The sequence below is a fragment of the Gemmatimonas aurantiaca genome (genome assembly GCF_037190085.1).
Lineage (GTDB): Bacteria > Gemmatimonadota > Gemmatimonadetes > Gemmatimonadales > Gemmatimonadaceae > Gemmatimonas > Gemmatimonas aurantiaca_A.
In genome coordinates this window covers 107,429-132,668 of sequence record NZ_JBBCJO010000011.1, presented here as the reverse complement: position 1 = coordinate 132,668, position 25,240 = coordinate 107,429, and the positions used below count along the sequence as shown (strand labels likewise).

The window sequence follows — 25,240 nt, the reverse complement described above, 5'->3', positions numbered from 1 at the left end:
GCGATGAAGACTCCCACCTACAACACCGCGTTGACCGACTCCGAATCGGCGCTCGACGTGCTCACCGACCGACTGGGTCGCGCCGAGCGGTTTGCACCGTACGGTCGGGTCACCCGCGTGGTCGGCCTGGTGGTCGAGGCCACCGGCATCGATGTCGGTCTCGGTTCACTGTGTCGCATCACCAACCACGCGCGCGACCGTTCGGTGCTGGCCGAGGTCGTGGGATTCAATGAACGGCATGTGCTGCTCATGCCACTCGGTGAACTGGACGGATTGCATGCCGGGGCCAGCGTGCAGCCCCTCGGCCGCACGTTCGGTGTGGATGTGGGGCCCGGTCTGCTGGGTCGTGTCCTCAATGGCCTCGGCCATCCCATCGATGGCAAGGGCAAACTCGATACGATCGAGCGGGTGCCGCTCTCGGCCGAGCCGCCCAATCCGCTGCAGCGCGAAACGATCGATCGCCCGATGGAAACGGGTGTCCGTGCCATCGACGGCCTCCTGACCATTGGCCGCGGCCAGCGTGTGGGCATCTTCGCCGGTTCCGGCGTGGGCAAGAGCACGATGCTGGGCATGATCGCGCGACATGCCCAGGCCGATGTCAATGTGATCGCCCTGCTGGGTGAACGGGGCCGTGAAGTGCGGGAGTTCCTGGAGAACTCCCTGGGCGCCGAGGGGCTCGCGCGCTCGGTCGTGATCGTGGCGACGGGCGATCAGGCAGCGCTCGTGCGTGCGCGTGGCGCGCTCGTGGCCACGGCCATCGCCGAGTACTTCCGCGATCAGGGCAAACAGGTGCTGCTCATGGTGGATTCGGTGACACGCGTGGCGATGGCCTGGCGCGAGATCGGGCTGGCCACCGGTGAGCCGCCCACCACCAAGGGATACCCGCCATCGGTGTTCGCCAATCTTCCGCGCCTGCTGGAGCGGGCCGGCAACGGCGACCGCGGCGGCATCACGGGCATCTACACGGTGCTGGTGGACGGCGACGATTTCAACGAACCGGTGGCCGATGCCGCACGATCGATTCTCGACGGCCACATCGTACTGACCCGGCGACTGGCCGCGCAGAATCACTTCCCCGCCATCGACGTGCTCGACTCGAAGAGTCGTGTGAAAGACCACATCACCAACGACGTCCAGCGACGCAGCGGCAGCGCGATGCTTCGTCTCGAAGCCGCGTATCGCGAGAAGGAAGATCTCATCATGGTGGGCGCGTACCAGAAAGGGAGCGACCCCTACGTGGACGCGGCCATCGTCTATCGGCACAAGGTGCTTGAGTTCCTTCAGCAGCGTCCGGACGAGATCTCCCACTACGGTGACACCTATCAGGCGCTCAACGACATCGCGGAAGCGATCGAAGCGTCGGTGAAGAGGCGCAACTGATGTTCCGGTTCCGTCTGCAGCGGCTGCTCGAATTGCGCGAACAGCATGAACAGGCCAAGGCCCGTGAACTGGCCTCCGCCCGGGACGTCGCCGACCGCGCCACCGAGGCGCGTCTTGCCCTGCAGAACCTGAAGGCCGATTCACAGGCCCAGCTCCACGCCGCGACCGGCATGACGGCGCGTATCGGACACCTGCAGCAGCTCGGCACCACGCTCGCTTCGCTCGACGAGCGCTTGCTTGTCGCGGGCGATGCCGTGAAGCAGGCCGACGCCGGCGTGCGTCAGGCACAGGAGTTGCTTGAAGAAGCGGCACGCGACCGCCGTGTGCTGAACCGACTCAAGTCCAGACATGCCGATGCGTGGCGCGCGGATGAAGCCCAGCGCGACCGGGCACAGATGGACGAAGTGGCACTGATGCAGTTCGCCCGCAAACAGGATCAGCAGGCTCCGTGCTCCGGTGACACCACCGAGAGCGCTCCCCCTCGTGATGGATCGACCCGATGAAGCAGTTGCTCATTCCCATTGTCGTTGGACTGCTGGCCGGCCTGGGTGGCGGCTCAGGGTACGCGTATATGCGGGCGTCGGCGAAGTTTGCCGCCGACTCGGCACATTTGGCTGACAGCCTGAAGAATCATCCGGCCGATTCGTCGAAGATGGGCAACGAACACGCCGGGGCCGGTCATGACGAACATGCGACCGGTGATTCGACCACCGCACCGGCGACTGAAGCACCCGCCAGTCACGACAGCACGGCCGATGATGTCACGCTCACGCCGGCCGACAGCATTCGCGCACTCGAATCGGCGCGCGCGGCGTTGCGCAAGGAACGCGGGATCGCGAGCCCCGTTGGCAAGACAGCAGCTGCGACCGGCAAGACGGCGGGTGCGACCACGGGTCACGGTGCGCCCCCCAATACCGCGCCGTCGGCCACGCCGACGGCGTCGGGAACACTGAAAGCCGCGACGGCCGGCAAGGGCGATGCGAAGCCCGCCGATACTCATGATGCCGCGTCTCCGACATCCACGGCCACACCGGCTTCGTCGACCGTGCCTTCCAGTACGGCCTCCGCGGCGGCCCTCGTGAAGAGCGCGCGCGATGCCGCCCTGAACACGCCGATGCCCGAACAGCGATTGGCGAAGATCTTCAGCGCCATGTCGGCCAAGGATGCCGCGAAGGTGCTCGATCAGATGACGGATGCGGATATCCGCGGCATCCTGGCGTCGATGAATGATCGGCAGGCGGCCGCGATTCTCACGGCATTGCCGGCGGCCCGTGCCGCGGCCATCACGAGAGCGGGCACCAAGCCCGCGGCAACACCATGAGTCCCATGGATGTGTCCTGGGCCGTGAATCGACCGGCCCCCGAACGGACGGCAACCCGTGTGAAAGAGCGCGACACGGCGCGCCCATCGGAACGGAACGGTATCCGCGAGGATGAACGTGACCGCACCGAGGAGGCCGGGAAGCCACACAGGGTTTCCCGGTCGGAGTTCTCCGCCCTGCTGGCATTGCTGGCCGGCGCGGGTCCCCTCGTGCGCCAGGATCTCATCGAACAGTTGCCGGAAGACGCCGCATCGCTGGTCGATCGCCTTCTTACAACCGAAGGGCATGCCGGGAGCGATGTCTCTGTCGACGCATGGTCTGCATCCGGCACGTCCGGAGATGCGGCGCCGGCGGACGCGGCCTCGTCTCAGGGTGCGCTCGTGCGGATGGCGGGTGATGACCGGCCTTCGGACGTGATCGATCTTGCCGCCTACGCACGCACCGCCTATGCGCGTACGACGCATGCACGGACTGCGCATGCGCAGTCGACGCAGGGAGATGATACGGTGGAAGTGCCACGCACCTCGTCCAGCGATATGACCGGCGCCATTGCCGACACGACATCGCGTTCCATGACGGACACGAACCGCGGCGACGAAGCCGACGTGCAGCGGACAAGAATGCTCGATGCGCTGTCGCGGGTCTCTTCCCGCCGGAGTGCGTCGGTCGAGCAACTGCTGGCCATCGGCGATGCGAAAGGCGCGGATGCCCGTGCGGCGCTCGATGCCCTGCTGGCCCAGGCCGGCACACCTGCGGGCGCGCGACTGGCTGCCCGGGCGATCATGAGTCGCACCAATGCCAGTCTGCTCGGAGTGGACGAGACCTCCTCGAATCTGTCGGCGCTCGAGACCCTTGCCGCACAGCGATCGGGCGCGTCGGACAATCCGGATCTCGCCGCGCTCCTCGCGATGGCTGGCAATGCGCCGGCGGGACGGGCGACGAACGGTGCGTCGGGCACGGATGTCACCGCACCGGTGAAAGCCCTGGATGGCCTCGATCCCGATCTGCGCGCACGTGTCGAGCGTGTGGTCGAACGCATGAAGAACGAATACGGTCACGACGTGACCGTCGTGGAGACGGTCCGTTCGCAGGAACGACAGGACTGGCTGTACGAGCAGGGACGCACCCGCGAAGGATCGGTCGTGACGTGGACGCGCGACTCCGCACACACGCATGGCGAAGCGGTCGATGTCATCATCGATGGCAGTTATCAGAACGCCGCCGGCTTCGCCCGTCTGCAGCGCATTGCCCGTGAGGAGGGATTGCGCACGCTCGGCATGAAAGATCCGGGACACCTCGAGCTCGCGCAGCGCAGTGCCTCGTCACGCACCACGACGCAATCCGCCGCGAACACAAACGACCCGGCAGGAGCTGCCGGCGTGGCACGTGTTGCCGGCGTGGCTTCCGTGGCAACGGTTGCGCGAGTCGCCGATGCGCAGAGCACATCCAGTACCGGCGTCGGCAACATCCAGACGCTCGCCGCGCAACAGACCGGACGCGACAGTCACAACATGTCGAACAACCGGGATGGCGCGCAGAGCGAGCGACAGAGCACATCGTCACGCAGCGAGCACCGGCGCAGCGAGGCGCTCAGCGGCAACACCGACACGACGCTGCCGTTCGGTGCGGCATCGATGAGCGGCCCCACGAATGGCGCGACGACGGGCACGGAGCGTGCATCGAGCGTTTCTCCGACAGCCGGCAGCGACCAGGCGCAGCGTGTGTCGGACATCCAGCAGATGCGCGCCGATGCGCCGGCCGGACCGCTCGCCCGCATGACGCTCAACGTCGACAACGCCAATGGCACGCAGGAGAAAATCACGGTCGATCTGCGCGGCAACACCGTGAGCACGCACATCTCCACGGATGCCGCCACCGCCGATCGGCTGCGGCTGCGCACGGCGGAGTTGCAGGATGCGCTCGGACGGCATGGGCTCGACGGCGACACCGTACGCATCAGCGGCGCCCGCACCGAGACGACGGATCCGTCGCGCGTGGCGGGCCTCGATCGGGATCCGCTCAAGACGTTGACCACCGCCGCTTCGTCGGGCGAGGGCACGGCGAACGGACAGGGTGGTGGACAGCGGGATCGTGCGACGGGAGAACGTCAGCGCGAGTGGCAGCAGGATTCATCGCGTCGGGAGCAGGCTTCGGAAGCCCGCGACGACCGGCAAGAGCAGCAGGGACGGCAGCGCCGTCCGAACTTCTTCCTCGGGAACGAGTGATGATCGCCGACGTACGCAACAGCTACAGCTCGATGTTCAACACGACATCGAACACCGACGGCACCAACTATCCGGAGCCCCCGGTCGGCGCGGCCGAGCCGTCGCCGGAACGCACCCTGCCCACCAATCCGAAAGGCATGGGGCGCGACGAATTCCTCAAGATGCTCGTGGCGCAGCTCAAGAATCAGGATCCGCTCAATCCGATGGACGGCAAGGACATGGCGGCGCAGCTCGCGCAGTTCTCCACCGTCGAACAGCTCCTGAAGATGAACGAGTCGCTGGACGCGCAGAAAACGGCGACCGGCGAGATGAAGGACGCGATCGTCTCGCTCGAGGCGACCCAGAACGAGCGCGCGGACGAACTCGCGCAGCTTATCGAAGGGCAGATGGCGATGGCCACGGTCGGCAAGGTCGGCGTCACGACGGGCAACACGGCGTTCGTCGACAAGGATGGCACCGGCCAGATCGTCGTGGATACCGGATCGCTGGAAGGCACCGGCCGTATCACCATGATCAACAGCAAGGGTGAGGCCGTCGGTCAGGCGGTGGTCGGTCATGTGAAAGCCGGACAGTCGTCGTTCAACGTCGGCGACTACGAGTGGGATCCGCCACTCGAACCGGGGCAGTACACGTACAAGTTCGACGTCGCAAAGGATGGCGGCCTGTTTCAGAGTGCCAAGACGTACACGGTCGGTCGGATCACCGGCATGAAGTACGAGAATGGCTACCCCATGATGATCATCGGCGACGCATTGCAGGTCCCGATGTCCCAGCTCATCCAGATCCGCGCCTGATTCCTTCCCGATCGCGACCTGACTCCGAGGACCCAACCAGATGCTTCGCTCTCTCTATGCCGGCGTGTCCGGCCTGCGCAACAACCAGGTGCGCATGGACGTCATCGGCAACAACATTGCCAACGTCAACACCGTCGCCTTCAAGGCGGGCCGCGTCACCTTCAAGGAGGGCTTCGCGCAGCTCCTGCAGGGCGCCAGCCGTCCGCCCGGCGATCAGGGTGGTATCAATCCCATCCAGATCGGCCTCGGCATGCAGATCGGTTCCATCGACCAGATCTTCAACCAGGGCAATCTCGAAACGACCGGTCTGAACACCGACGTCGCGATCCAGGGTGACTCGTTCTTCGTGGTGCGCAAAGGCAATCAGAGTTTCTACACACGCGCCGGCAACTTCCAGGTGGATGCGCTGGGTCAGCTCGTCTCACCCGCCAACGGTTTCATCGTGCAGGGCCGCATGTATGAGAACGGCATGCTGCAGGACGGGATCCAGGACGTCCGTCTTCCCTTCGGACAGAAGGTCTCGGCGCGGCCGACCACGGAAATGAAGCTGGCCGGCAACCTCAATGCGTCGTCGCCGGTGTTCCAGGGCGACTTCAACGATCCGCTCGACCGCGCGCTGCCGATCAACGAGAAGGCATGGACGGAGACGCAGATCGGTGTGTACGACTCGCAGGGCACCAAGCACGACGTGAAGCTCCAGATGTGGAAGACCGGCCCCAATTCCTGGGACTGGCGCATCGATCCCATCGCCTCGGCGCAGACGTTCGACGTGCAGACCGACGGCAACTCGCCGCCGAGCGACATTCCGCTGCCCACCCCGCCCTCGGGCTACGAGATTCTGCCGGACAATGTCCGCGTGTACAGCGCCACCGGCGTGGAATACAACAACCCGGGCGACTACTCGTTCTCCGCGGGTCCGCCGCCGGCGGTGCAGTTCACCGCCAATATGCCGATCAATTCGCAGATCAAGATCGGCTACTTCATGAGCCCCGACACGGCCACCACGAGCGAGAACAGCGGCACGTTCACGTTCGACAACGCGGGCCTGCTCAACACCAACATCAGTGCCACGCTGAACTTCGCCGTGCCCGGCGCCAATCCGGTGCGCATCGACCTGGTGCTGGGTGGTGGGGTGAACGGCCTGACGCAGTTCGCCTCGACGGCCTCGACGGCCGTGCTGCGCGACCAGAACGGGTATACGGCCGGCACACTGCAGAACTTCTCGATCGACCGCTTCGGCCTGATCACGGGGTTCTTCACGAACGGCACCACGTCGCCGCTCGCCCGCATCGTACTCGCCGACTTCAACAACCCGAGCGGTCTGCTGCGCATCGGCGACAACATGTACCAGGAGTCGGCCAACTCCGGCGGCGCCGTGCTGGGCTTCGCCCTGGAAGGGTCGCAGTCGCAGCTCACCTCGGGTGCGCTGGAAATGTCCAACGTCGACCTGGCGCAGGAGTTCACGAACATGATCGTGGCCCAGCGCGGCTTCCAGGCCAACGGCAAGGTGGTCAGCACCTCGGATGAAATGCTGCAGGAACTGATGACCATCAAGCGGTAATGATCTGACTGGCTGACCGGACGCCGCCCCGGCATGGGGCGGTGTTTCCGGCCGGCAGGCGACGTACGGCGCGTCCATCGCGCACATCGAATGTCCCGGCACTTTCTGCCGGAAATTGCGGACACTGTCGGTATTTGCCGGGCCCCCGCCGGCCTCCACGGCCCGTTCTCATCGAACAACAAATTCTGCAAGTCGTTTCACCACTTGCACTTACATGCGGAATCCCGGCAACGGATTTCCGTGGCACACAGACTGCTTTTCCTGCGGGCGACGTCTCCACTCTATCGCCCTCTGTTTATGTCCAGCGAACAGCCACAAGCCGCCGAAGCCGCTCCGTCCAAGCCCAAGCTCCCGCTCCTGATCGGGATGGTGGCCGTTGGACTTGCCGTGGGTGGTGGCACCGGTGCCGCCGTGCTCGGTCCCATGGCCGCCAAGAAGATGGGCAAAGCCACGCCGGTGGTGGCAGCCGACAGTGCCGCTGAAGGCGAGGCCGGCGGAGAACATGGAGCCCCCGCGGAGGGTGGGCATGGCGGGGAGGGCGCCAAAGGCGGTGGAGCGGCAGAAGTCCTGCTGCTCGAGAATCTCGTGCTCAATCCGGCGGGCAGCGGGGGCAGTCGTTTCCTCCTGCTCACGGTCGCGATCGAAGCGGGCAAGCCGCCCGCGCTCGAGCAGTTCAAGGCCCGCGATGCGGAGCTCCGGGACATCGTGCTCACCGCCCTGGGCACGAAGACGGTGGATCAGCTCACCGACATCACGCAGCGCGACCAGTTCAAGAGTGAACTGCAGGCCGCCGTCGACGCGCGTTTCGGCAAGCAGTCGGTGAAGCGGCTCTACTTCCCGCAGTTCGTCGTCCAGTAACCCGGTTCGCTTTCCCGCGCGCTCGCCTACTCCGCTCACGCTCATGACTTCGGAAACGCTCAGTCAAACCGACATCGATCGCCTGCTTGGCGGCACCGCGCGTGGTCTGCCCACGGCCGCCGTCGGTCTCGATGTACAGGTGTACGACTTCCGGCGTCCGCATCGCGTCTCCAAGGAGCGCCTGCGGACTCTCGAAGCGATGTACGAGCGCCTCGTGAAGGGGCTCGAAGCGTGGCTCATCTCCCGCGTGCGCGGGCAGATCGAAGTCCGTCTGCAGAGCGTGGAGCAGTTCTCCTTCGGCGAGTTCACGCTCTCGCTGCCGATGCCCTGTTCGTCCTACATCTTCGACATCGCCGGCACCGGACAGAAGGGTGTGATCGATGTGGGACCCGAATTCAGCACGTACATCGTCGATCGCCTGTTCGGCGGTGAAGGCACGGGATCGGCGCTCACCCGCGCGCTCACGCCCATCGAACGCATGGCGGTGCGCAACGTCGCCGACAAGATCACGGCACTCCTGCAGGAGATCTGGCAGGATCATGTATCGATGGATCTCAACATCACGGGCTTCGAATCGTCGCCGGAAATCCTGCAGGTGGTCAACCGCGAGGATCCGGTGCTCGTGGCCAATGTGGAAGTGAACACCGGCAGCGTGAGCAGCCTGTTGTTGCTCTGCCTGCCGTTCTCCGTGCTCGACAAGTTCTTCACGTCGAGCGGTCAACAGCGACTCGCGTTGCTCAGCACCAACGAGCAGGAGCGCGATCTCACCCGGCAGCGCAGCGAAGCCGCCCTGCGCGCCACGAAGGTGCCGTTGATCGCCCGTCTTCCCGACTTTCAGCTGTCGATGCGCGATCTCGCGCAGGTCACCGAAGGGAGTGTCATCCCGACGGCCATCCCGAAGGACGCGCGCGTGCTCATTCGCGCCGGCACGCAGGAACGCTTCATCGGCCACGCCGGCCGCGTGAACGGCAATCTCGCGGTACGCATCGTCGATGCGCTCCCCACTGCTCCGACCCCCGACTCCCGGACCTCCGCATGAATCCCGCCGAAATCGACGCTCTCGTCGCCAGCGCCCAGGCGGCCAAGGCAGCCGGGCAACCGATCTCGTCGCTCAAGGAAGAGACGGTCGCCGCGCCGCCCCAGGCCCGCGCCCCGCAGCTCACCGATTTCGAGCAGACGATGCTGGGCACCACCGAAGTGCCGATCGGCATCCTGCTCGATCTCACCCTGCCCGTGTCCATCGAGCTCGGGCGTACGAGCATGACGGTGCAGGAGATCCTGCGCCTGGGCCGCGGTTCGGTGATCCAGCTCGACCGGCTCGCCGGTGAACCGATCGACATCTATGTCGGCGATCGGCGCTTCGCGGAAGGCGAAGTGGTGGTCCTCGGCGAACACTTCGGCGTCCGCATCACGCGGGTGCTGGCCAACCCGGCCGCGGCCGGCGCCGCCAACGCGGCCTGAGGACGATCCGATGATGACCGATACGATGTTCACCGATACCGTTCCGCCGACCACCTGATCGCCTTCGATGCTGATCGCCGGACTGGGCGTCGTCGCCGCGCTTGCTTTTGTACTGGGCCTGGGAGCCCTGTGTCTCTATGCGCTCAGGCGCTGGGGCACGGGCGCGCTGGGCGTACGCATGCGGGTGCCGGTGGAAGTGGTGCAGCGTGTGCCGCTCGGCCCCAAGACCGGGTTGGCCGTGGTGCGGGTGGGCGAGAAGGTGATGGCGCTCAGCGTGGGCGAGGGCGGCGTGCATCCACTGTTCGAACTGGATGAAGCCGACCGGCAACGCGTGATCGCCACGAGCAAGGTGCCACAACCGCACATCTCGAGTGCGGAAGCATCGGCGGCATTTGCGGTCGCGTCCTCGGCAGCCGCGCCTGTTGCAGCGGCACCGCTTTCGATCGCGGCCTTTGCACCGACGGAAACCGCGGAGGTGCCGCGTTTCCTCACGGCACCGATGACGACCAGCGCCGGCACGCCCAACACGTACGCGCCGCAATCGGGGCGTCAGGCCGATCGCGATTTTCGCGCGATGCTCGGTGTGTCGTTGAGTGGAGCCACGCGCCTGGCGGTGTTCGCCGTGGCGATGATCACCTTCGCGGCGCCCGTCCTGCATGCGCAGGGGGCACAAGCCACAGGGACACAACCGCCGGCCGTACAACCGGCCGTGCAACCGCCGGCCGTACAGCCGCCGGCGGCTCCCGTGGCGCCCGCAGGGGCCGGCACGCAGACCGCACGACCGGCGTCGGCGGCCGCGACGCCCGCGCTGCAATCGCCCGCCGCACCGCGCACGCTCGATGCACCGCCCCTCGTGCCGGCCAACCGTCGGGGTGGCAGCACGCGCGGCGCCGCGGCAGGTGCGCGCAATGACATCACGAACGCCACGGCCAAGGCGCAGCTCTCCACGACGCCGACCGCGCAGCCCCGCACCGGCAACGGCGCGGCCACCACGAACCGTGGCACATCGGCGCCGCGTGCGATGTCGCAGATGGTGACCACGCCAGCGCAGGAGCCGAACAATCAGGCTTCGGCCGCCACACCGGCACCCATCGCGGCCGACGACGCCATCATGCGCATGATGCCGCAGATGGACGTCAAACTTGGCGGCAGCGGCGAAGACGGCGGTCTGCGCCTGAACGGCACCGTGGGCATCGTGGTGATGATGGGGCTGCTCACGCTGCTCCCCACGCTGCTGCTGATGATGACGGGCTTCACCCGCATCCTCATCGTGCTGCACTTCCTCAAGCAGGCGATGGGTACGCAGACCGCTCCGCCGGGCCAGTTGCTCGCCGGCATGGCGTTGCTGCTCACCGGTTTTGTCATGGGTCCCACGTTGAGTGAGGTGAATCGCACCGCGATCACGCCGTGGCTCGATGGACAGATGACGCAGGTCGAAATGATGAAGACGGGTGTGAAACCATTCAGGACCTTCATGCTCAAGCAGACACGCCCGTCGGATGTGGAGACGTTCGTGAGGTTGAGCCGCATGGACCGCCCGAATACGGTGGACGATGTGCCATTGCATGTGTTGATGTCGGCATTCGTGGCCAGTGAACTGCGCACGGCGTTCCAGATCGGGTTTGCGATCTACCTGCCGTTCATCATCATCGATGCCGTGGTTGCGTCGGTGCTGATGAGTATGGGCATGTTCATGCTGCCACCGGCGATGATTTCCCTGCCATTCAAGTTGTTGCTGTTCGTCCTGGTCGACGGCTGGAGCCTGACCATCACGAGTCTGGTGCAAAGCTTCAGATAACACCAACGGTCTTCAGGAATGAGAGGAGCATCTATTGATCTCCTCCCTGACCCGCTCCCTCCTGCTCCCTCTTGAAATATTGACGCCGTGGAATTGGCACTCTCCGGATGACGCACCACCGTCCCTCGCCCCCGGGAGCGTCATCCGGACACACTCGGCGCCACCGCGTCATGGATATCAAGAGGAAGCAGGAAGGAGCTGATCAGGAAGCAGATCGATAGCAACCGCCCTACGGCCTCGCCTTGAGAACGAGCTCCCTCGCGGTGCTCGAATACGAAATCAACACCACGTTGCCCGCATGCACCGCGAGTGTCGTATCCAGCGACACCACCTCGGGCAACGCCTCCGCGCGTCGGGTACGCCGTTCCTGCGCCTCCCGCGTTTCCCGGTCGGCGGCGCCCACACCCTCGGCGGTCTGATCACCGGCGCTGTCGGGACGCACCTCGGCGTCGATCCGCCGCAGTGTCACTGCCAGACGCTGCTCGCCGGGTTCGAGTCCGTATTCGCGGAACAGATGCATCGGCCGGTCATGACGCAGTCCGCTGCCGCGTACGGTGTCCGATGCCACGGGCTGCCCGTTCACCGAGAGCGTGAGCAGATACCGCGCGAAACGGCCCTCGCATTCCCAGCGCAGTCGCATGTGCTGCGGTCGTTCCGCGAGTTCCGCATCGGTGAGTCGTCGGCACTGCTCGATACGCTCGGGGCGCGCCGACCATGAGAGTCGGAGCACCGACCGTCCCTTCGATGCCACGGGCAGCGACGTGAGCGACAACGCGCGCAGGGCCAGCAGGCCGAACGCCGCGACCACCACACCGATGGCACCACGCACCCACGAGACGCGCGACATCAGTTCTCCTCCATCGGCACGGGCTCGCAGATGGCGCCGAGTGGATCGTCGAGGGTATCCGGGGAGCGATGATCGTACGCATCGAGTCGTGCGGTGAATGCCGTCCACGCGGCGAGGGTTCCGGCGAGATCTCCGGGGGCCATCACCGCGGTGGCCACGCGGGTCCGGTCCACACGTGCCTGCAGTTCGGCTTCACGGTCGTTGTACAGCCGTTCATGCAGCCACTTGGGACCCTCACGTCCGCGGCAATCGCGCGGCGGACAGGTGAAGACCATGACACCCGGTGAGCCGGCACGCAGACTGAGTTCGATCACCGACGTGTGCAGGTTGCCCGCGCAGGGAACGAGGCGCACCTCGGCGTTGTGCTCGCGCAGCGGCGTCAGATACTCCGGCGCGGCATGCTCACAGCAGATGGCCACGGGCCGCCATTCGCGCGGCTCCGGTGCGATGTGGAGCGCGCGCACCTGGATGATCTGATCGCGGCCCGTGTGCCCCGCCGGGCCGACGCCCATGGGCGCGCACGAACCCGCGCAGATGCCGCACGACACGCAGCGTGATGGATCCACGCGGGCCACCAGCGCCGACTGCGCGCCATGCGCCCCCTCGCGCGGAATCATCGTGATCGCTTCCCACGGACAGTCCTGCGGACACTGGTTGCATCCGGTGCAGTAACGCTCGTCCACGACACTGGGCGTCCATCCATCCGTGCGGGGACGGCGCGTGAACAACGGCACACTCAGCGCGAGACCGAACGTGCCGATGGCACCGGCCCAGGCCACCCACGGTGGCAGACTGTTCGCCCACGGCAGCCAGAACGCGAAGAAGAGATCCACCGGCGCGCGCTGATTCACCGACAGCAGCGACGCCTCGGGGGCGAGCGGCGCGGGGAAGAACAGAGCCAGCGCCAGCAACGCTCCACCCATGCCGTACATCAGCACACGTGGTGGAAACAACGTGGGGCGCGCGATGTGCGAGAGATGGACCCACAATCCGGCTCCCACACCCAGCGGCAACGCGATGTGCAGGAAGAGATTGATGAAGAAGAATGCGCTGGGAATGGGCTGATCCCCGGCGAAGATCCTTCGCACCGGTTCACTGAGCACGGGCAGCGCATCGAACAGCCGCGCGCCCCCCACGGCGAGTTCCGCGCCGAATGTATCCCACACCAGCACATAGCCCGTCCATCCACTCACGAACAGCATGACGAACAGCACCACGCCGGATGTCCAGGCCAGTGCCCGTCGTCCCCATGATCGCGCCTGCGCGAAGAGCCGCCACGCATGCAGGACCGCCGCGACGATCATCGCATCCGACGCGAAGCGATGCAGCGAGCGGATCCAGCGCCCGAGCACGACATCGTCGTGCAGGCGCGCCACCGACTGCCACGGGGTGCCCACCCGATAGAAGACCAGCAGGTACAACCCGGTGACGATGAGCAGCACGAGCAGGGCCACCACCAACGTGCCTGTCTGATGCAGGACGTTGTACCGCCATCCATACAGGCGGGTGACGGCGGCATCCGCGGCGCGGAGCAGACGTGCGGCGAGACGTTCCAGAGAGCGCATGAGCGACCGCGTACGTGAACGCATAAAGGAAATCCCTACTGCGGGATATCTAGTGCAATACCAGTATGACACAATCATGTTTTCGTGGCGATCCGTGCCACGTCATGCATGACACGTTTACGCATGTGGATATCAGGAATCCACACCATTCCCACCTTCACATCCTGAGAGCGTCATGGACGACTCACCCCATACCGGCGAACCGGAAGCACCGCCGTTGATGCAGCGCTTGTTCGACAACGTCTTTCTCCTGCTCGTGCTGGGGATCGTCGTGATGATGGTGGTCTACACCGGCTGGGGCATGTGGGAGATCCTCACGATGCCAACCGGCACACTGCCGTGAGGAATCCATGCTGACCAAGGTGCATTCCGGACTCGACCCGGTCCCGGGCGTCTGGTGGAAGCCGGCGCACAAAGCCGAGAAGGTGTGGGTGGCGATCTCGTTCGCCTGGTGCATGGTGCTCTTCGCGATGATGCCGCTGTGGCACTGGAAGGGCGGCCAGAATCCTTCGGGCATCCGGCGCCGCGTCGAGCCTGCGAAGTTCTACGCGCGCACGATGGAGTTCGCCGCGCAATACAAAGTCGGCGACGATCGTGGCATCCCCATCGTCGCGCCGCCCCCCGGCGCGGAGGTCTATCTCGTCGGCATGACGTATCAGTGGTATCCCATCCTGCAGTTGCAGGCCGGCGCCACATACCGCCTGCACATGTCCTCGCTCGATGTGAACCACGGATTCAGCCTCTATCCGCTGAACGTGAACTTCCAGGTCGTGCCGGGCTACGACTACGCGCTGCAGGTCACGCCCACGGCCACCGGCGATTTCCGCATCATCTGCAACGAGTTCTGCGGGATCGGTCATCACACGATGGTCGGTCGGGTCATCGTGGTGGACGAACAGGGTCGACCGGTCGCCGACAACGCGCAGGCCACGCTTCGCCATGAGGAGGACGAATGAGCACCGTCGCTCCTGTCTCTGCTTCGGCACCGGCGTTTCCGCATCGGATCTGCCCGGTCACCGGACGCGTGGTGGCCAGTGCCGCCGAGCCGCTCATCAAGGCGAACGCCGTCGTGGCGGTGGTCTCCCTGCTCATCGGAGCGGTGGCCGCCCTGCTGCTGGTGCTCACCCGCTGGCAGGCCGTGCATCTGCTCCCCGCCGAATGGTACTACCGCATCCTCGGCGTGCACGGCATGAACATGCTGATCTTCTTCATCATCTACTTCGAGATGGCGGTGCTGTGGTTCGCGGCGACGATTCTGCTCAACAGTCGCCCGGCCGCTCCGAAACTCGGCTGGTTCAGTTTCGGGCTGATGCTGAGTGGGACACTGCTGGTGGAGTGGGTGCAGTGGTCGGGCCGTGCCGATGTGCTGTTCACGTCCTATCCGCCACTCAAGGCGCATCCGGGGCTGTATCTCGGCGTGATTCTCTTCGCGGTGGGCGCGCTCATCGTGTGCGGACAGTTCTTCGCCACGCTGGTGATCGCCAAGCGGGAGAAGACCTACGAAGGATCCATGCCGTTGGTGGTGTACGGCGCGATGACGGCGGCCATCATCGCCGTGATCACGCTGCTCCATGGCGCGATGATCTACATCCCCACGTTCCTGTGGAGTCTGGGGCTCATCAAGAGCGTCGATCCCGAGATCTACCGCATGCTCTGGTGGGCGCTCGGCCATTCGTCGCAGCAGATCAACGTGGCGGCGATGGTGGCGGTGTGGTATCTGCTCGCCGCGCTCACCGTTGGCGGTGTCGTGCTGAACGAGAAAGTGAGCCGCTCGGCGTTCGTGCTCTACATCCTGTTCATCTCGATGGCGTCGGCGCACCACCTGCTGGTCGATCCGGGCTTCGGTCCGGCCTGGAAGATCGTGAACACGTCGTACTTCATGTACATGGCCGTGCTGGCCTCCATGATTCACGGCTTCACCGTGCCGGCCGGTATGGAGCTGGGCATGCGCCTGCGCGGGTTCACCGACGGCTTGTTCGGGTGGCTGCGACGCGCCCCATGGGGTGACCCGGGATTCAGCGCGATGGTGTTCAGCGTGGTGGTGTTCGGTTTCGTGGGTGGCATCACCGGCGTGACCATCGGCACCGAGCAGATCAACATCATCGCGCACAACACCATGCGCATCCCGGGACACTTCCATGCCACGGTGGTGAGCGGCACGGCCATGGCGTTCATGGGCGCGACATACTACCTGCTGCCGCTGGTATTCCGGCGAAAGGTCGCGTTCTGGGGACTGGCCAAGGCGCAACCGTACCTGTTCGCGATCGGCATGCTGCTGCTGTCCATGGGCATGACGTTCGCCGGCAGCTTCGGGGTTCCGCGGCGGCACTGGGATGCCTCGTTCTCGCAGGCGCTGTTCGATGTGCAGTTCAATCCGGCGGTGGACATCACGCTGGCCGTGATGGGCATCGGCGGCATTCTGGCCGTGACCGGTGCGTTCAGCTTCATCGCCATCGCTGTGAAGTCGGTGTTCTTCGGCGAAGCCATCACCACTGTGGAGACCGGCAAGGCCATTGCCGGCATTCCGCAGGGACTCACCAATCCGCCGGTGCACGCGGCCAACGTCGACGAGATCAACGAGGCACTGCACGCCAGCTCGCGCAGCATCATCGGCCCCACACCGGGCACCATGGTGCTCGTGGCGATCTTCCTGCTGGCCTTCGTGGTGTACTACTTCACGAACTGGAAGCTCCTGACCTTCCTGTGGAAGGTGGGCTGATTCATGGTTCACTCATGACGGAGGCGCGTGCGCAGCGTGGGGTCGCCTTCCCGGCGCTGGTGATGCTGCTGGTCATCACCGCGGCATGGTGGGCCCTCGCGCTGTGGCCCGTACCGGCCAGTGTGCCGGAGTGGGTCCTGCGCACGCGCGCCGCCTGTTTCGGCACGATGGCCAACGGGCTGCCGGCCGCGGGCGGATGGATCCTGCTCATCGGCGAGCCGATCGGCATGATCGGTGTGCTGATGGCGGTGTGGGGTGATGCGCTTCGCGAAGACGTCCGTCGCCTGCGCGCGTCATTTGGCGGACAGATGCTGATCGGTGCGATGCTCCTGCTCGTGGCATCGGGGATGAGCGCCGCGCTCTGGCGTGTGCAGAGTGCACGCCGCGCGGGCCGTGTGGCCGACGCGTCGGTGTTCACACCACAGCCGTTCGTGGCATCGATGATGGAAACGCGGAACACCGTCCTCGAGACACCGCCGCCGCTCGCGCTCGTCGATCAGCACGGTCAGTCGTTTTCGCTCGAACGACTGCGCGGTCATCCGGCGATGGTGACGTTCGCGTATGCACACTGCGAGACCGTGTGCCCCACCATCGTGCAGGATCTCAAGACGGCCCGGCGCAACGCCAACGCCGATGATGTCATGCTGGTGGTTGTCACACTCGATCCATGGCGCGATGTGCCCACCCGCCTCTCCAGCATCGCCGACCAGTGGCAGCTCGGCGCCAATGATCGTGTGCTCAGCGGATCGGTGGACGAAGTACTGCAGGTGCTGAGCGCCTGGGATGTCGCCCATTCACGCGACACCAGGACAGGCGAGATCGTCCACGCGTCGGCCGTGGTATTGCTCGATCGTGAAGGACGTGTGTCGTATCGCATGTCCGGTGACTGGCAACGCACCGCCGCGTTGCTGCGCACCCTCTGAAACATCTGAAGCTCTGGGACACGAGAGGAAACACATGACGGAAACCCGGTGGGTGCGCGACGGTGTGACGGCGGGACTCATTGCCTACGCCGCGGTGATCGTGTTTTACACGGCGTTCGATCTGCTCGCCGGTCGGGGAGCGCTGTTCACCGTGAACCTGCTGGGGCAGGGCTTGTTCCGGGGTGTGCACGATCCGGCGATTCTGCAGTTCCCGATCGCGGTGGACATGTCGGTGGTGTTCTGGTACAACCTGGTGCATCTGGTGCTGTCGCTCTGTATCGGCCTCTTCGTGCTCCGTCTGGTGGAGCAGACCTATCGCACACCGGGGCGTGCCGGGTTGATGACCGGGCTCATTCTCACGGGATTCGCCGTCACCATCGCGGTGGTCGGCCGGATCACGGAGCCGATGCGCGAACTGGTGCCCTGGTGGAGCATCGTCGTGGCCAATGCGGCGGCGAGTGCCTGCTCCGGATACTATCTGCTGCTGCGTCGCCCGGGATTGTGGAGACGGATGATCGGGTGAGGCTCCGGACAGTACTTACCGGTCCCGTGTCCATATCGCGATCAACCCGCACCAGTTGTCCGTTCTGAGTCCTCCCAGCTCCGGAGGCATGCGCGCGGGACCGTAGTACACCTCGATCCCGTGCACATCCTTGGGCACGATCTGATCGATGTTGGAGAGGCCGGGCATCAGAACACCATCGACGGCCATGCGCATGACGCATGGGACCATGATGAACGGCGTCGCGCTCCCCGGTGGCCGGAATGGCACGGCGCCCCGCGATGAGATCGCCACCGTCGAGCCACTCGAATCGGCGATCTTCAATCCGCTCATGCCACGCAGCATGCGTGAGAGTTGCACGGGGCCCAGGCGATCGATCTGTTCCTGCGTGACCACGGCACTGGGCAGTCCCGCCTGACGTCGCCGTTCGAAATCGTCGAGACGCGCAGAGTACACCCGGTCACCCACCACGCGCATGCCCACGAGCGTCAACGCGGCCTCGTCGATCTGCACCGAGTAGACATTCTGTCCCGCGGCCACACGGATGCTGCCGGTCACGGATTTCAGACCGACACGTCGCACCGTGATCACCCAGAGACCGGGTGGGATACCGCCGATGAGGGCCTGCCCGGTCGAGTCCGAGCGCGCCGAGAATGCCTGACGCTTTTCGCCCTGCAAGATCACCTCGGCCGCCGCCACCGGCGCCAACGCCGCGTCGACCACGCGGACCTGCACGTTCCCGGAGGCCACCTGGGCAGCGAGGTGATCGGGACCCAACCCGAGGCCACAGAGAATGACGAGCAGCATCAGGCGCATCTTCTATTCTTTTCACCGCGCGCCGGTTGTCAACAGACCCGCCGCCCGACCTGCGCCACCGAGCAATTCCTGCCGGGTCCCTTTTGAGTGATCCCGGTCGCATTGCGCCCCCGGCATTTCCTGCCGGGCGGCGCGCGACACATCAGGCAGAATCCACAATCGACCAAGAGCCCAAGTCGTTCACCCAGAACGACTTGTGAACAGCAAACCCCAAACTCGCCCTCTGGCCCCGCCCTTGCTTTCTCCCCCTCTCGTCAGCCTCGCGCTCCCCCAAACCCGGCCTCCGCCTTGTCTCACCAGCTCGTCATCGACCTGACCCGCGATGCGATCATGACTGCCCTCATGGTCGCGGCGCCGCTGCTGCTCCTGGCGCTCGGCGTGGGTCTGGTCATCGCCATCATCCAGTCGGTCACCCAGATCCAGGAACAGACCCTGGTCTTCGTGCCCAAGCTCATTCTGGTCGGTGGCGCGTTCATCGTCGGCCTCCCCTGGCTGATGCAGATCCTGATCAAGTTCACCACCCAGGTCATTCGCGGCATTCCCGCGATGGTCGGCTGAGTCCCCGCCACCGGTGAACCCCAGCAGCCCCGTGGGTCAGTCGCTCATCTTCGGGCTCCCGGACTTCTTTGCTCCCGGCGTGGCCACCGCTTTCGTGCTCACCGCGCTGCGGGTGGGCGGCCTGCTGCTCGTCGCTCCCGCGTGGTCGGCGAAGACGGTGCCCATGCGACTGCGCACGGCGCTGCTCGTGCTCTTCGCCGTATTGCTGCTGCCCACGGCGCTGGCAACCTCCAACCGCGAGACGCTGGCGATCACACCGGGCACGTTCCTCGCCGAAACCGCCATCGGTTTTGCCTTCGGACTGGCTGCGGCACTGGTCGTGGCCGGCGCCGAATTCGCCGGTGAACTGATGACCACCACGATCGGTCTCTCCGGCGCCGCCATCTTCGATCCGGTGAACAACACCCAGGGCGCAATCCTGGGTTCGTTCATGCAGATCATGGCCCTCACGCTGCTGCTGCTGGCCGGTGGACACATCGTCATGCTGGAAGGCGTGGCCCGCAGCTTCACGGCATTGCCGCTGGGCACGCCCATCGATTTCCGCGATGGATTCCTCGCGCTCACGAAAGCCGGGTCCACCATCTTCGCCACGGGACTGCAGTTCGCGGCGCCCGTGATCGCCGCGGTGCTCGTCACCAACATCGCGCTCGCCATTCTCGGACGCGCGGCGCCGCAGTTGCAGATCATGAGCCTCGCCTTTCCGCTGCAGATCGGGATCGGCCTGCTCACCTTCGCCGGGTCCATCGGGCTCATCGTGCATGCGCTCGGTGACTGGACGACACCGTACGGCAATACCCTCGACTCCTTTGTGCGGGCGGCGCAGGTGGCACCTGGTGTGCCATCTGGCTCGGCCCCCGCACCGGCGGGGAGGCGCTGATGAGACGCGGCAATGGCTGAAGGCGAATCCGGCGAAAAGACCGAAGCACCAACTGGCAAACGACTGGAGGAAGCGCGCGAGAAGGGGCAGATCGCCAAAAGCCCCGAGTTCGCCACCGCCGCTTTCCTCCTGGGCTTTCTGCTCGTCTTCTCGTTCACGGGACCGCAGCTCTGGCGCTTCCTGCTGGACACCATGGGCACGAGCCTGTCGTCGGCCGGCAGCGGCGAACGCATGGGCAACGGTCTCATTCCCTGGCTGCAGATCATGAGCTTCCGCACCATGGCGGCCATGATCGGCGTGACGGCGGCGATGGCCGTGATCGCCGTGGGTGTGCAGGCCATGCAGACCGGTGGTCTGTTCACGACCAAGACGCTCGAGCCCAAGTTCGAACGTCTCAATCCGCTCAACAACGCCAAACGCATCCTGGGCAAGCAGTCCATCGTGGAACTCGCGAAGGCGCTGCTCAAGATGGCGATCGTCGGCTACGCCGTGTACGTCACGCTGAAGAACGCCTGGCCGGATGTGCAGACGCTGGCGCTGACGCCGTCCCCGATGGCGCTGGTGGAAGTCGTGCGCAAATACGGCTTCGCACTGATCAAGAATGCCGGCATGATGTTCCTCGTCCTCGCCGCGGCCGACTACGGTTTCCAGCGCTGGAAGACGATGGAAGACCTCAAGATGACCAAGCAGGAGGTCAAGGAGGAATTCAAGCAGCAGGAAGGCAATCCCGAAATGAAGGGACGTCGCCGCGCCATCGCCCGCGAACGCATCCGTCGACAGATGTTCGCGGCCGTTCCCAAGGCCGACGTGGTCATCGTGAATCCGACGCACATCGCGATCGCCATCAAATACGATCCGAATGTCGCGCCGGCTCCCTATGTCGTGGCCCTCGGCGAGCGCAAAATCGCCCAGCGCATCAAGGAACTGGCGTTCCAGCACGGCGTGCCCGTCATCGAGAACAAGCCGCTCGCCCGCGCACTCATCAAAGTGGCCAAGGTGGGTACGGTCATCCCGGTGGAGATGTATCTGGCGGTGGCCGAAGTGCTCGCCTTCGTCATGCGCCAGCAGGAGCGCTACGGCCGGAAATGGCGTGGCACGGTCGCTGCATAGTGAGTGATATATGACCAGTGCTGCGCTCCCGATTCCGGCAACTTCTGCCGGGGCGAAAAAGGCGGAAATCGCCATCGCCCTGGTGGTGGTGTTCGTCATTGCCCTCATCGTGGTGCCGCTGCCGCCGGTCCTCCTCGATCTCTGCCTCGCGGCGAGCATCGGGCTGTCGCTGGTGGTGCTCCTGGTCTCCCTCTACACGACCAATCCGCTCGATTTCAGCAGTTTTCCCGCGTTGCTGCTCCTGCTGACGCTCTTCCGCATGGGGCTCAACGTCTCCTCGACGCGCCTCATTCTCACGCAGGCACACGCGGGCAAGGTCATCGAGGCATTCGGACAGTTCGTCATCGGCGGCAATTATGCCGTCGGTATCGTCATCTTCCTGATCCTCACCGGCATCAATTTCATCGTCATCACCAAGGGTGCCGGCCGCATCGCGGAAGTCGCGGCGCGCTTCACCCTCGATGCCATGCCCGGCAAGCAGATGGCGATCGACGCCGATCTGTCCGCCGGTCTGATCGACGAGAAGGAAGCCCGCACGCGCCGCGATGAGATCGCGCGCACCGCCGACTTCTACGGCGCGATGGACGGCGCCTCCAAGTATGTGAAGGGCGACGCGATCCTCGGCATTCTCGTCGTCATCGTCAACATCGTCGGCGGCATCTTCATCGGTGTCATCCAGCGCGGCATGGACATCGGTAAGGCCGCGGGCACGTACACCCTTCTCACGGTCGGCGACGGTCTCGTGACGCAGGTGCCGGCGCTGATCATCAGCACGGCCGCGGGCCTCATGGTCACCGCCGCGACCAACACCGACAAGATGGGTGCGGTGCTGAGCAAGCAGCTCGGCACGCATCCGCGCGCGATGTGGATCGCCGCCGGTGTGCTCGGCTCGTTCGCGCTCATCCCCGGACTGCCGATGTTTCCGTTCCTGGCCATGGCCGGCGGTGCCGCGGCACTCGCACGGACGTCGGCCAAGGCTGAAGTGCGTCGTCTCGAACTCGCGACGCTCAGCAAGCCGGTGGAAGTGGAAGAACCGCCGCCACCGCCCGATCCGATGCGCGATCTGCTGCAGATCGATCCCATCGAACTCGAAGTGGGTTACGCGCTCATTCCGCTCGTGGACGAGAGTCAGGGTGGCGATCTCCTCGAACGCATCTCGCTGCTGCGCAAACAGGCCGCGCTGGAACTGGGCATCCTCATTCCACCCATCCGCATCCGCGACGACATCCGTCTGCCGGCCAACGAATACATCATCAAACTGCGCGGCTCCGAAGTCGCGCGTGCCGAAGTGCTGCCGCGGTTCCTGATGGCCCTGAACACCGGTGGTGTGGTGGCCGAGATCGATGGCATGGAAACGGTGGACCCCTCGTTCGGCATGCCCGCGCGCTGGGTCGCCTCGGCACGTCGCACCGAGGCCGAAGCGCTGGGATACGTGGTGGTCGAACCCACCACCGTCGTGGCCACGCATCTGCTCGAAACGCTCAAGTCGAGCGCGTCCGAGCTCCTGGGTCGTCAGGAAGTGCAGGAGATGGTGGAGACGCTCAAGAAGTCGCACCCCGCGCTCGTGGACGAAATCATTCCTGGCAAGGTGTCGCTGAGCGTGCTGCATCGGGTGCTGCAACGCCTCCTGCGCGAGCGGGTGCCCATCCGCGATCTGGTCACCATTCTCGAGGCCCTGGGCGACGGCGCCGAAACCACCAAGGACCCCGAAGCACTCACGGAAGTGGTGCGCCGGGCGCTCACCAACGTCATCGCACGCATCTTCGCCGATCAGACCGGCACGGTGCGTGGCATCACCATCGGACCGCGTCTCGAGTCGGCGCTGGTCGGTCTCTTCTCGCCGCGCGCGTCGCAACCCAACGCACCGGTGCTCACGCCGGAATCGCTGGCCGGCATGCTGCGCGATCTCAATCATCTCGCCACCACCTATGCGGTGGATGGCCGTCCGTTGCCGCTCATCACGCCGCCATCGTTGCGGGTGGGTGTGCGGCGTCTCATCGAACCGGTGCTGCCGAACCTGCCGGTGGTTTCACTCGCCGAACTGCCCGCGCAGATCACGCTGAGCAGTGTCGCGACCTGGGAGATGTCCCATGGCTGATCATACGCCTTTTTTCGCACCGTCTCCGGCGTCATTCACGGCATCGCTGGCCTCGTATCACGCGCCGATGGAGCGATTCCGCGGCGCCGATCTCTCACGCGTGGCCGATCGGGCGCGCCGCCTGCTCGGCGACGACGTGATGATCCTGCACACCCGCACGGTGCGTGACGAAGGCATCCCGATGGTGGAGGTGCTGGCGGCGCCCAGTGCCACGATCGATCGGGTGCGCGCCCGGCTCGAACCGCTGCCACTGCCGCCCAAGCTGCGCAAGGTCGACGGCCGTCCGTATTGCATCGCCCTCGTGGGACCCACCGGCGCGGGCAAGACCACCACAGCGGCGAAGCTGGCCGTGCGACGCGGCATGTTCGGCGCGGCGCGTCCCGGCCTGCTCACCATCGACACGTATCGCGTGGGCGGCATGGAGCAGCTCGCGACCTACGCCGAACTGGCCGATGTGCCGTTCGAAGTGGTGTACGACGCGAAGGAAGTGGACGCGGCGATGAAGCGCCTGTCGCAGACCTGCGATGTGGTCCTCGTGGACACGCCGGGACGCAGTCCGGCCAGTGCGGAGCTCACCGAGCGTTGGCGTTCGCTGCTTGACACCATCGCGCCCGATGAGGTGCATCTCGTGTTGCCGGCGTCGCTGCGGGCCGATCTCGCCGTGGACATCGGCCGGGCCTATCGTGGCACGCGCGCGCACTGCGGCGCCACGCATGTGTTGTTGTCCAAGCTGGACGAAGTGCCGCGTGAGACGGGCGTGACCGATCTGGCCTTGTCCCTCGGTATGCCCACCCGCTGGGTGACGGACGGGCAGGATGTGCCGGCCGATCTCAAGCCCGGCATGCCGCGTCTCCTGCGCACCCTCGGCCTCGGTGCCGACGCCGAACCGGATTGGACACCGGCATGAGTCTGCCGCTTTTGGTGCCCACCGCCGGTGGAACGGCGTCTCCCTCACCACGCTCACAGGCCGATGCCCTGGCATCGACCGGTGGGGTGAAGCGCACGGGCGGTGGTGATGCCATCGGTCCGACCACACTGCTCTGCGCGAGTGGCCGGGGAGGGTCGGGCACCACACTGCTGTCGGCATTGCTGGCCGTGGCCGCCGCGGGAGAAGGTCATCGCGTGCTGCTCATCGACGCCGACGATTTTGTCGGACCGCTGGCCATGACGTTGGGCGTGAGTCCACGCGCCACGTGGCAGGATCTGCGTGGAGGCCGGGCTACCCCGGCCGACGTGGCCACACCCGTGAGCGCCACGCTGACGCTGGTGGCTGGCGGCGCGGCCCGCCGGGCCACCGAGGGCGCGCCTGCGCTCACCGCGGCCGAACGCAAGGCCTGTCTCCGTCGACTCGGCAGCCTCACCGAAGGCATGGATCTGGTGGTGATCGACTGCGGATCCCGTCTCGAATCGGTGCTGGCCGCGATCACGCCCCATTCGGGTGAGCGGTTGATGGCCATCGCCTCGGGATCGGACCCCGTGGGTCTCGCCGCGACGTACGCGCTCTGCAAGGCCGTCGCGGCCAGGCATGGTGCCCTTCCGGTGGAGGTACTCGTCAATCGACTGGAAGGGAGCGACGCCACGCGTTGCTTCGATGCCATCGATACCGGTGCCCGCCAGTTCCTCGGACTCTCGCTGCGTCTTGCCGGTGCAATCCCCGCAGACCCGACGCTCGACGCCGCACTCCGCAAAGGGATGCCGTTTCCCGATGCGGCCGTTGGATCGCCAGCAGCCGTTGCCGCGCACGATGTCGTGACGCGCGCGTTGACTGCCCGCCCCCTTTCACGTTCCGGTGTTTGATCGTGCAATTCGCTCCTTCCCAGGGATCCG

General features: G+C 65.5%; 24 protein-coding genes. 21 read left to right on the top strand and 3 right to left on the bottom strand.

Going from position 1 to position 25,240, the window contains the following annotated elements; translation table 11 throughout:
* Positions 1-3 precede the first annotated feature (3 nt).
* From WG208_RS14045 to fliP, 10 genes are all read left to right on the top strand, one after another.
* Positions 4-1,380: a FliI/YscN family ATPase gene (locus WG208_RS14045; protein WP_337172005.1), complete on the top strand. Its 1,377-nt coding sequence runs from the start codon at positions 4-6 to the stop codon at positions 1,378-1,380.
* Positions 1,380-1,883, top strand: a complete 504-nt coding sequence (gene fliJ / locus WG208_RS14040) for a flagellar export protein FliJ (protein WP_337172004.1) — start codon at positions 1,380-1,382, stop codon at positions 1,881-1,883. Before WG208_RS14045 ends, fliJ begins: the two co-directional genes overlap by 1 nt.
* A complete protein-coding gene (locus WG208_RS14035; RefSeq protein ID WP_337172003.1) occupies positions 1,880-2,701 on the top strand; it encodes a hypothetical protein in 822 nt (273 codons plus the stop codon). The genes fliJ and WG208_RS14035 overlap by 4 nt, the downstream gene beginning before the upstream one ends.
* The gene (locus WG208_RS14030) at positions 2,698-4,926 is read left to right on the top strand and encodes a M15 family metallopeptidase (protein ID WP_337172002.1); all 2,229 of its coding nucleotides are present in this window, start codon (positions 2,698-2,700) and stop codon (positions 4,924-4,926) included. Before WG208_RS14035 ends, WG208_RS14030 begins: the two co-directional genes overlap by 4 nt.
* Positions 4,926-5,720: a flagellar hook capping FlgD N-terminal domain-containing protein gene (locus WG208_RS14025; RefSeq protein WP_337172001.1), complete on the top strand. Its 795-nt coding sequence runs from the start codon at positions 4,926-4,928 to the stop codon at positions 5,718-5,720. Before WG208_RS14030 ends, WG208_RS14025 begins: the two co-directional genes overlap by 1 nt.
* 40 nt (positions 5,721-5,760) lie before the next feature.
* Complete coding sequence (locus WG208_RS14020) at positions 5,761-7,281, top strand: flagellar hook protein FlgE (RefSeq protein WP_337172000.1); 1,521 nt, start codon at positions 5,761-5,763, stop codon at positions 7,279-7,281.
* A gap of 297 nt (positions 7,282-7,578) precedes the next feature.
* Positions 7,579-8,139 (top strand): flagellar basal body-associated FliL family protein, encoded by a 561-nt coding sequence (locus tag WG208_RS14015; RefSeq protein ID WP_337171999.1) that lies wholly within the window; start codon positions 7,579-7,581, stop codon positions 8,137-8,139.
* 43 nt (positions 8,140-8,182) lie between these two features.
* On the top strand, positions 8,183-9,178 hold the full coding sequence (locus WG208_RS14010) for a FliM/FliN family flagellar motor switch protein (protein WP_337171998.1): 996 nt from the start codon (positions 8,183-8,185) through the stop codon (positions 9,176-9,178).
* A complete protein-coding gene (fliN, locus tag WG208_RS14005; RefSeq protein ID WP_337171997.1) occupies positions 9,175-9,600 on the top strand; it encodes a flagellar motor switch protein FliN in 426 nt (141 codons plus the stop codon). The genes WG208_RS14010 and fliN overlap by 4 nt, the downstream gene beginning before the upstream one ends.
* 67 nt (positions 9,601-9,667) lie before the next feature.
* A complete protein-coding gene (fliP, locus tag WG208_RS14000) occupies positions 9,668-11,398 on the top strand; it encodes a flagellar type III secretion system pore protein FliP (protein WP_337171996.1) in 1,731 nt (576 codons plus the stop codon).
* Positions 11,399-11,627: 229 nt separating this feature from the next.
* Here the strand turns inward: fliP and WG208_RS13995 are convergent, their stop codons facing one another.
* Positions 11,628-12,245 carry a hypothetical protein gene (locus tag WG208_RS13995; protein WP_337171995.1) on the bottom strand — a complete coding sequence of 206 codons (618 nt, stop codon included), beginning with the start codon at positions 12,243-12,245 and terminating at the stop codon, positions 11,628-11,630.
* Positions 12,245-13,810 (bottom strand): cytochrome b N-terminal domain-containing protein, encoded by a 1,566-nt coding sequence (locus WG208_RS13990; protein ID WP_337171994.1) that lies wholly within the window; start codon positions 13,808-13,810, stop codon positions 12,245-12,247. Before WG208_RS13990 ends, WG208_RS13995 begins: the two co-directional genes overlap by 1 nt.
* Before the next feature lie 175 nt (positions 13,811-13,985).
* On the opposite strand from WG208_RS13990, the gene WG208_RS13985 reads away from it, so the two are divergent.
* From WG208_RS13985 to WG208_RS13965, 5 genes are read left to right on the top strand one after another with little or no spacing between them, the layout of a single operon-like run.
* Positions 13,986-14,153: a hypothetical protein gene (locus tag WG208_RS13985; RefSeq protein WP_337171993.1), complete on the top strand. Its 168-nt coding sequence runs from the start codon at positions 13,986-13,988 to the stop codon at positions 14,151-14,153.
* Positions 14,154-14,160: 7 nt separating this feature from the next.
* On the top strand, positions 14,161-14,766 hold the full coding sequence (locus WG208_RS13980; protein ID WP_337171992.1) for a hypothetical protein: 606 nt from the start codon (positions 14,161-14,163) through the stop codon (positions 14,764-14,766).
* A complete protein-coding gene (locus WG208_RS13975; RefSeq protein WP_337171991.1) occupies positions 14,763-16,529 on the top strand; it encodes a cbb3-type cytochrome c oxidase subunit I in 1,767 nt (588 codons plus the stop codon). The genes WG208_RS13980 and WG208_RS13975 overlap by 4 nt, the downstream gene beginning before the upstream one ends.
* A gap of 14 nt (positions 16,530-16,543) precedes the next feature.
* The gene (locus WG208_RS13970; RefSeq protein WP_337171990.1) at positions 16,544-17,452 is read left to right on the top strand and encodes an SCO family protein; all 909 of its coding nucleotides are present in this window, start codon (positions 16,544-16,546) and stop codon (positions 17,450-17,452) included.
* 34 nt (positions 17,453-17,486) lie between these two features.
* Positions 17,487-17,975 (top strand): hypothetical protein, encoded by a 489-nt coding sequence (locus tag WG208_RS13965; RefSeq protein ID WP_337171989.1) that lies wholly within the window; start codon positions 17,487-17,489, stop codon positions 17,973-17,975.
* A gap of 15 nt (positions 17,976-17,990) precedes the next feature.
* Here WG208_RS13965 and WG208_RS13960 read toward each other — a convergent pair whose 3' ends face one another.
* Entirely contained in the window at positions 17,991-18,770 is a 780-nt protein-coding gene (locus tag WG208_RS13960; RefSeq protein ID WP_337171988.1) for a carboxypeptidase regulatory-like domain-containing protein, read from the bottom strand.
* Positions 18,771-19,058: 288 nt separating this feature from the next.
* On the opposite strand from WG208_RS13960, the gene WG208_RS13955 reads away from it, so the two are divergent.
* From WG208_RS13955 to WG208_RS13930, 6 genes are read left to right on the top strand one after another with little or no spacing between them, the layout of a single operon-like run.
* Positions 19,059-19,328, top strand: coding sequence for a flagellar biosynthetic protein FliQ (locus WG208_RS13955; RefSeq protein ID WP_337171987.1), 270 nt, complete (start codon positions 19,059-19,061; stop codon positions 19,326-19,328).
* Positions 19,329-19,341: 13 nt separating this feature from the next.
* Positions 19,342-20,205, top strand: a complete 864-nt coding sequence (fliR, locus tag WG208_RS13950; protein WP_337171986.1) for a flagellar biosynthetic protein FliR — start codon at positions 19,342-19,344, stop codon at positions 20,203-20,205.
* 12 nt (positions 20,206-20,217) lie between these two features.
* Positions 20,218-21,315: a flagellar biosynthesis protein FlhB gene (gene flhB / locus WG208_RS13945; RefSeq protein ID WP_337171985.1), complete on the top strand. Its 1,098-nt coding sequence runs from the start codon at positions 20,218-20,220 to the stop codon at positions 21,313-21,315.
* A gap of 10 nt (positions 21,316-21,325) precedes the next feature.
* On the top strand, positions 21,326-23,413 hold the full coding sequence (flhA, locus tag WG208_RS13940; protein ID WP_337171984.1) for a flagellar biosynthesis protein FlhA: 2,088 nt from the start codon (positions 21,326-21,328) through the stop codon (positions 23,411-23,413).
* Entirely contained in the window at positions 23,406-24,320 is a 915-nt protein-coding gene (locus WG208_RS13935) for a hypothetical protein (protein WP_337171983.1), read from the top strand. The genes flhA and WG208_RS13935 overlap by 8 nt, the downstream gene beginning before the upstream one ends.
* Entirely contained in the window at positions 24,317-25,210 is an 894-nt protein-coding gene (locus WG208_RS13930; RefSeq protein ID WP_337171982.1) for a cellulose synthase operon protein YhjQ/BcsQ, read from the top strand. The genes WG208_RS13935 and WG208_RS13930 overlap by 4 nt, the downstream gene beginning before the upstream one ends.
* Positions 25,211-25,240: the final 30 nt, after the last annotated feature.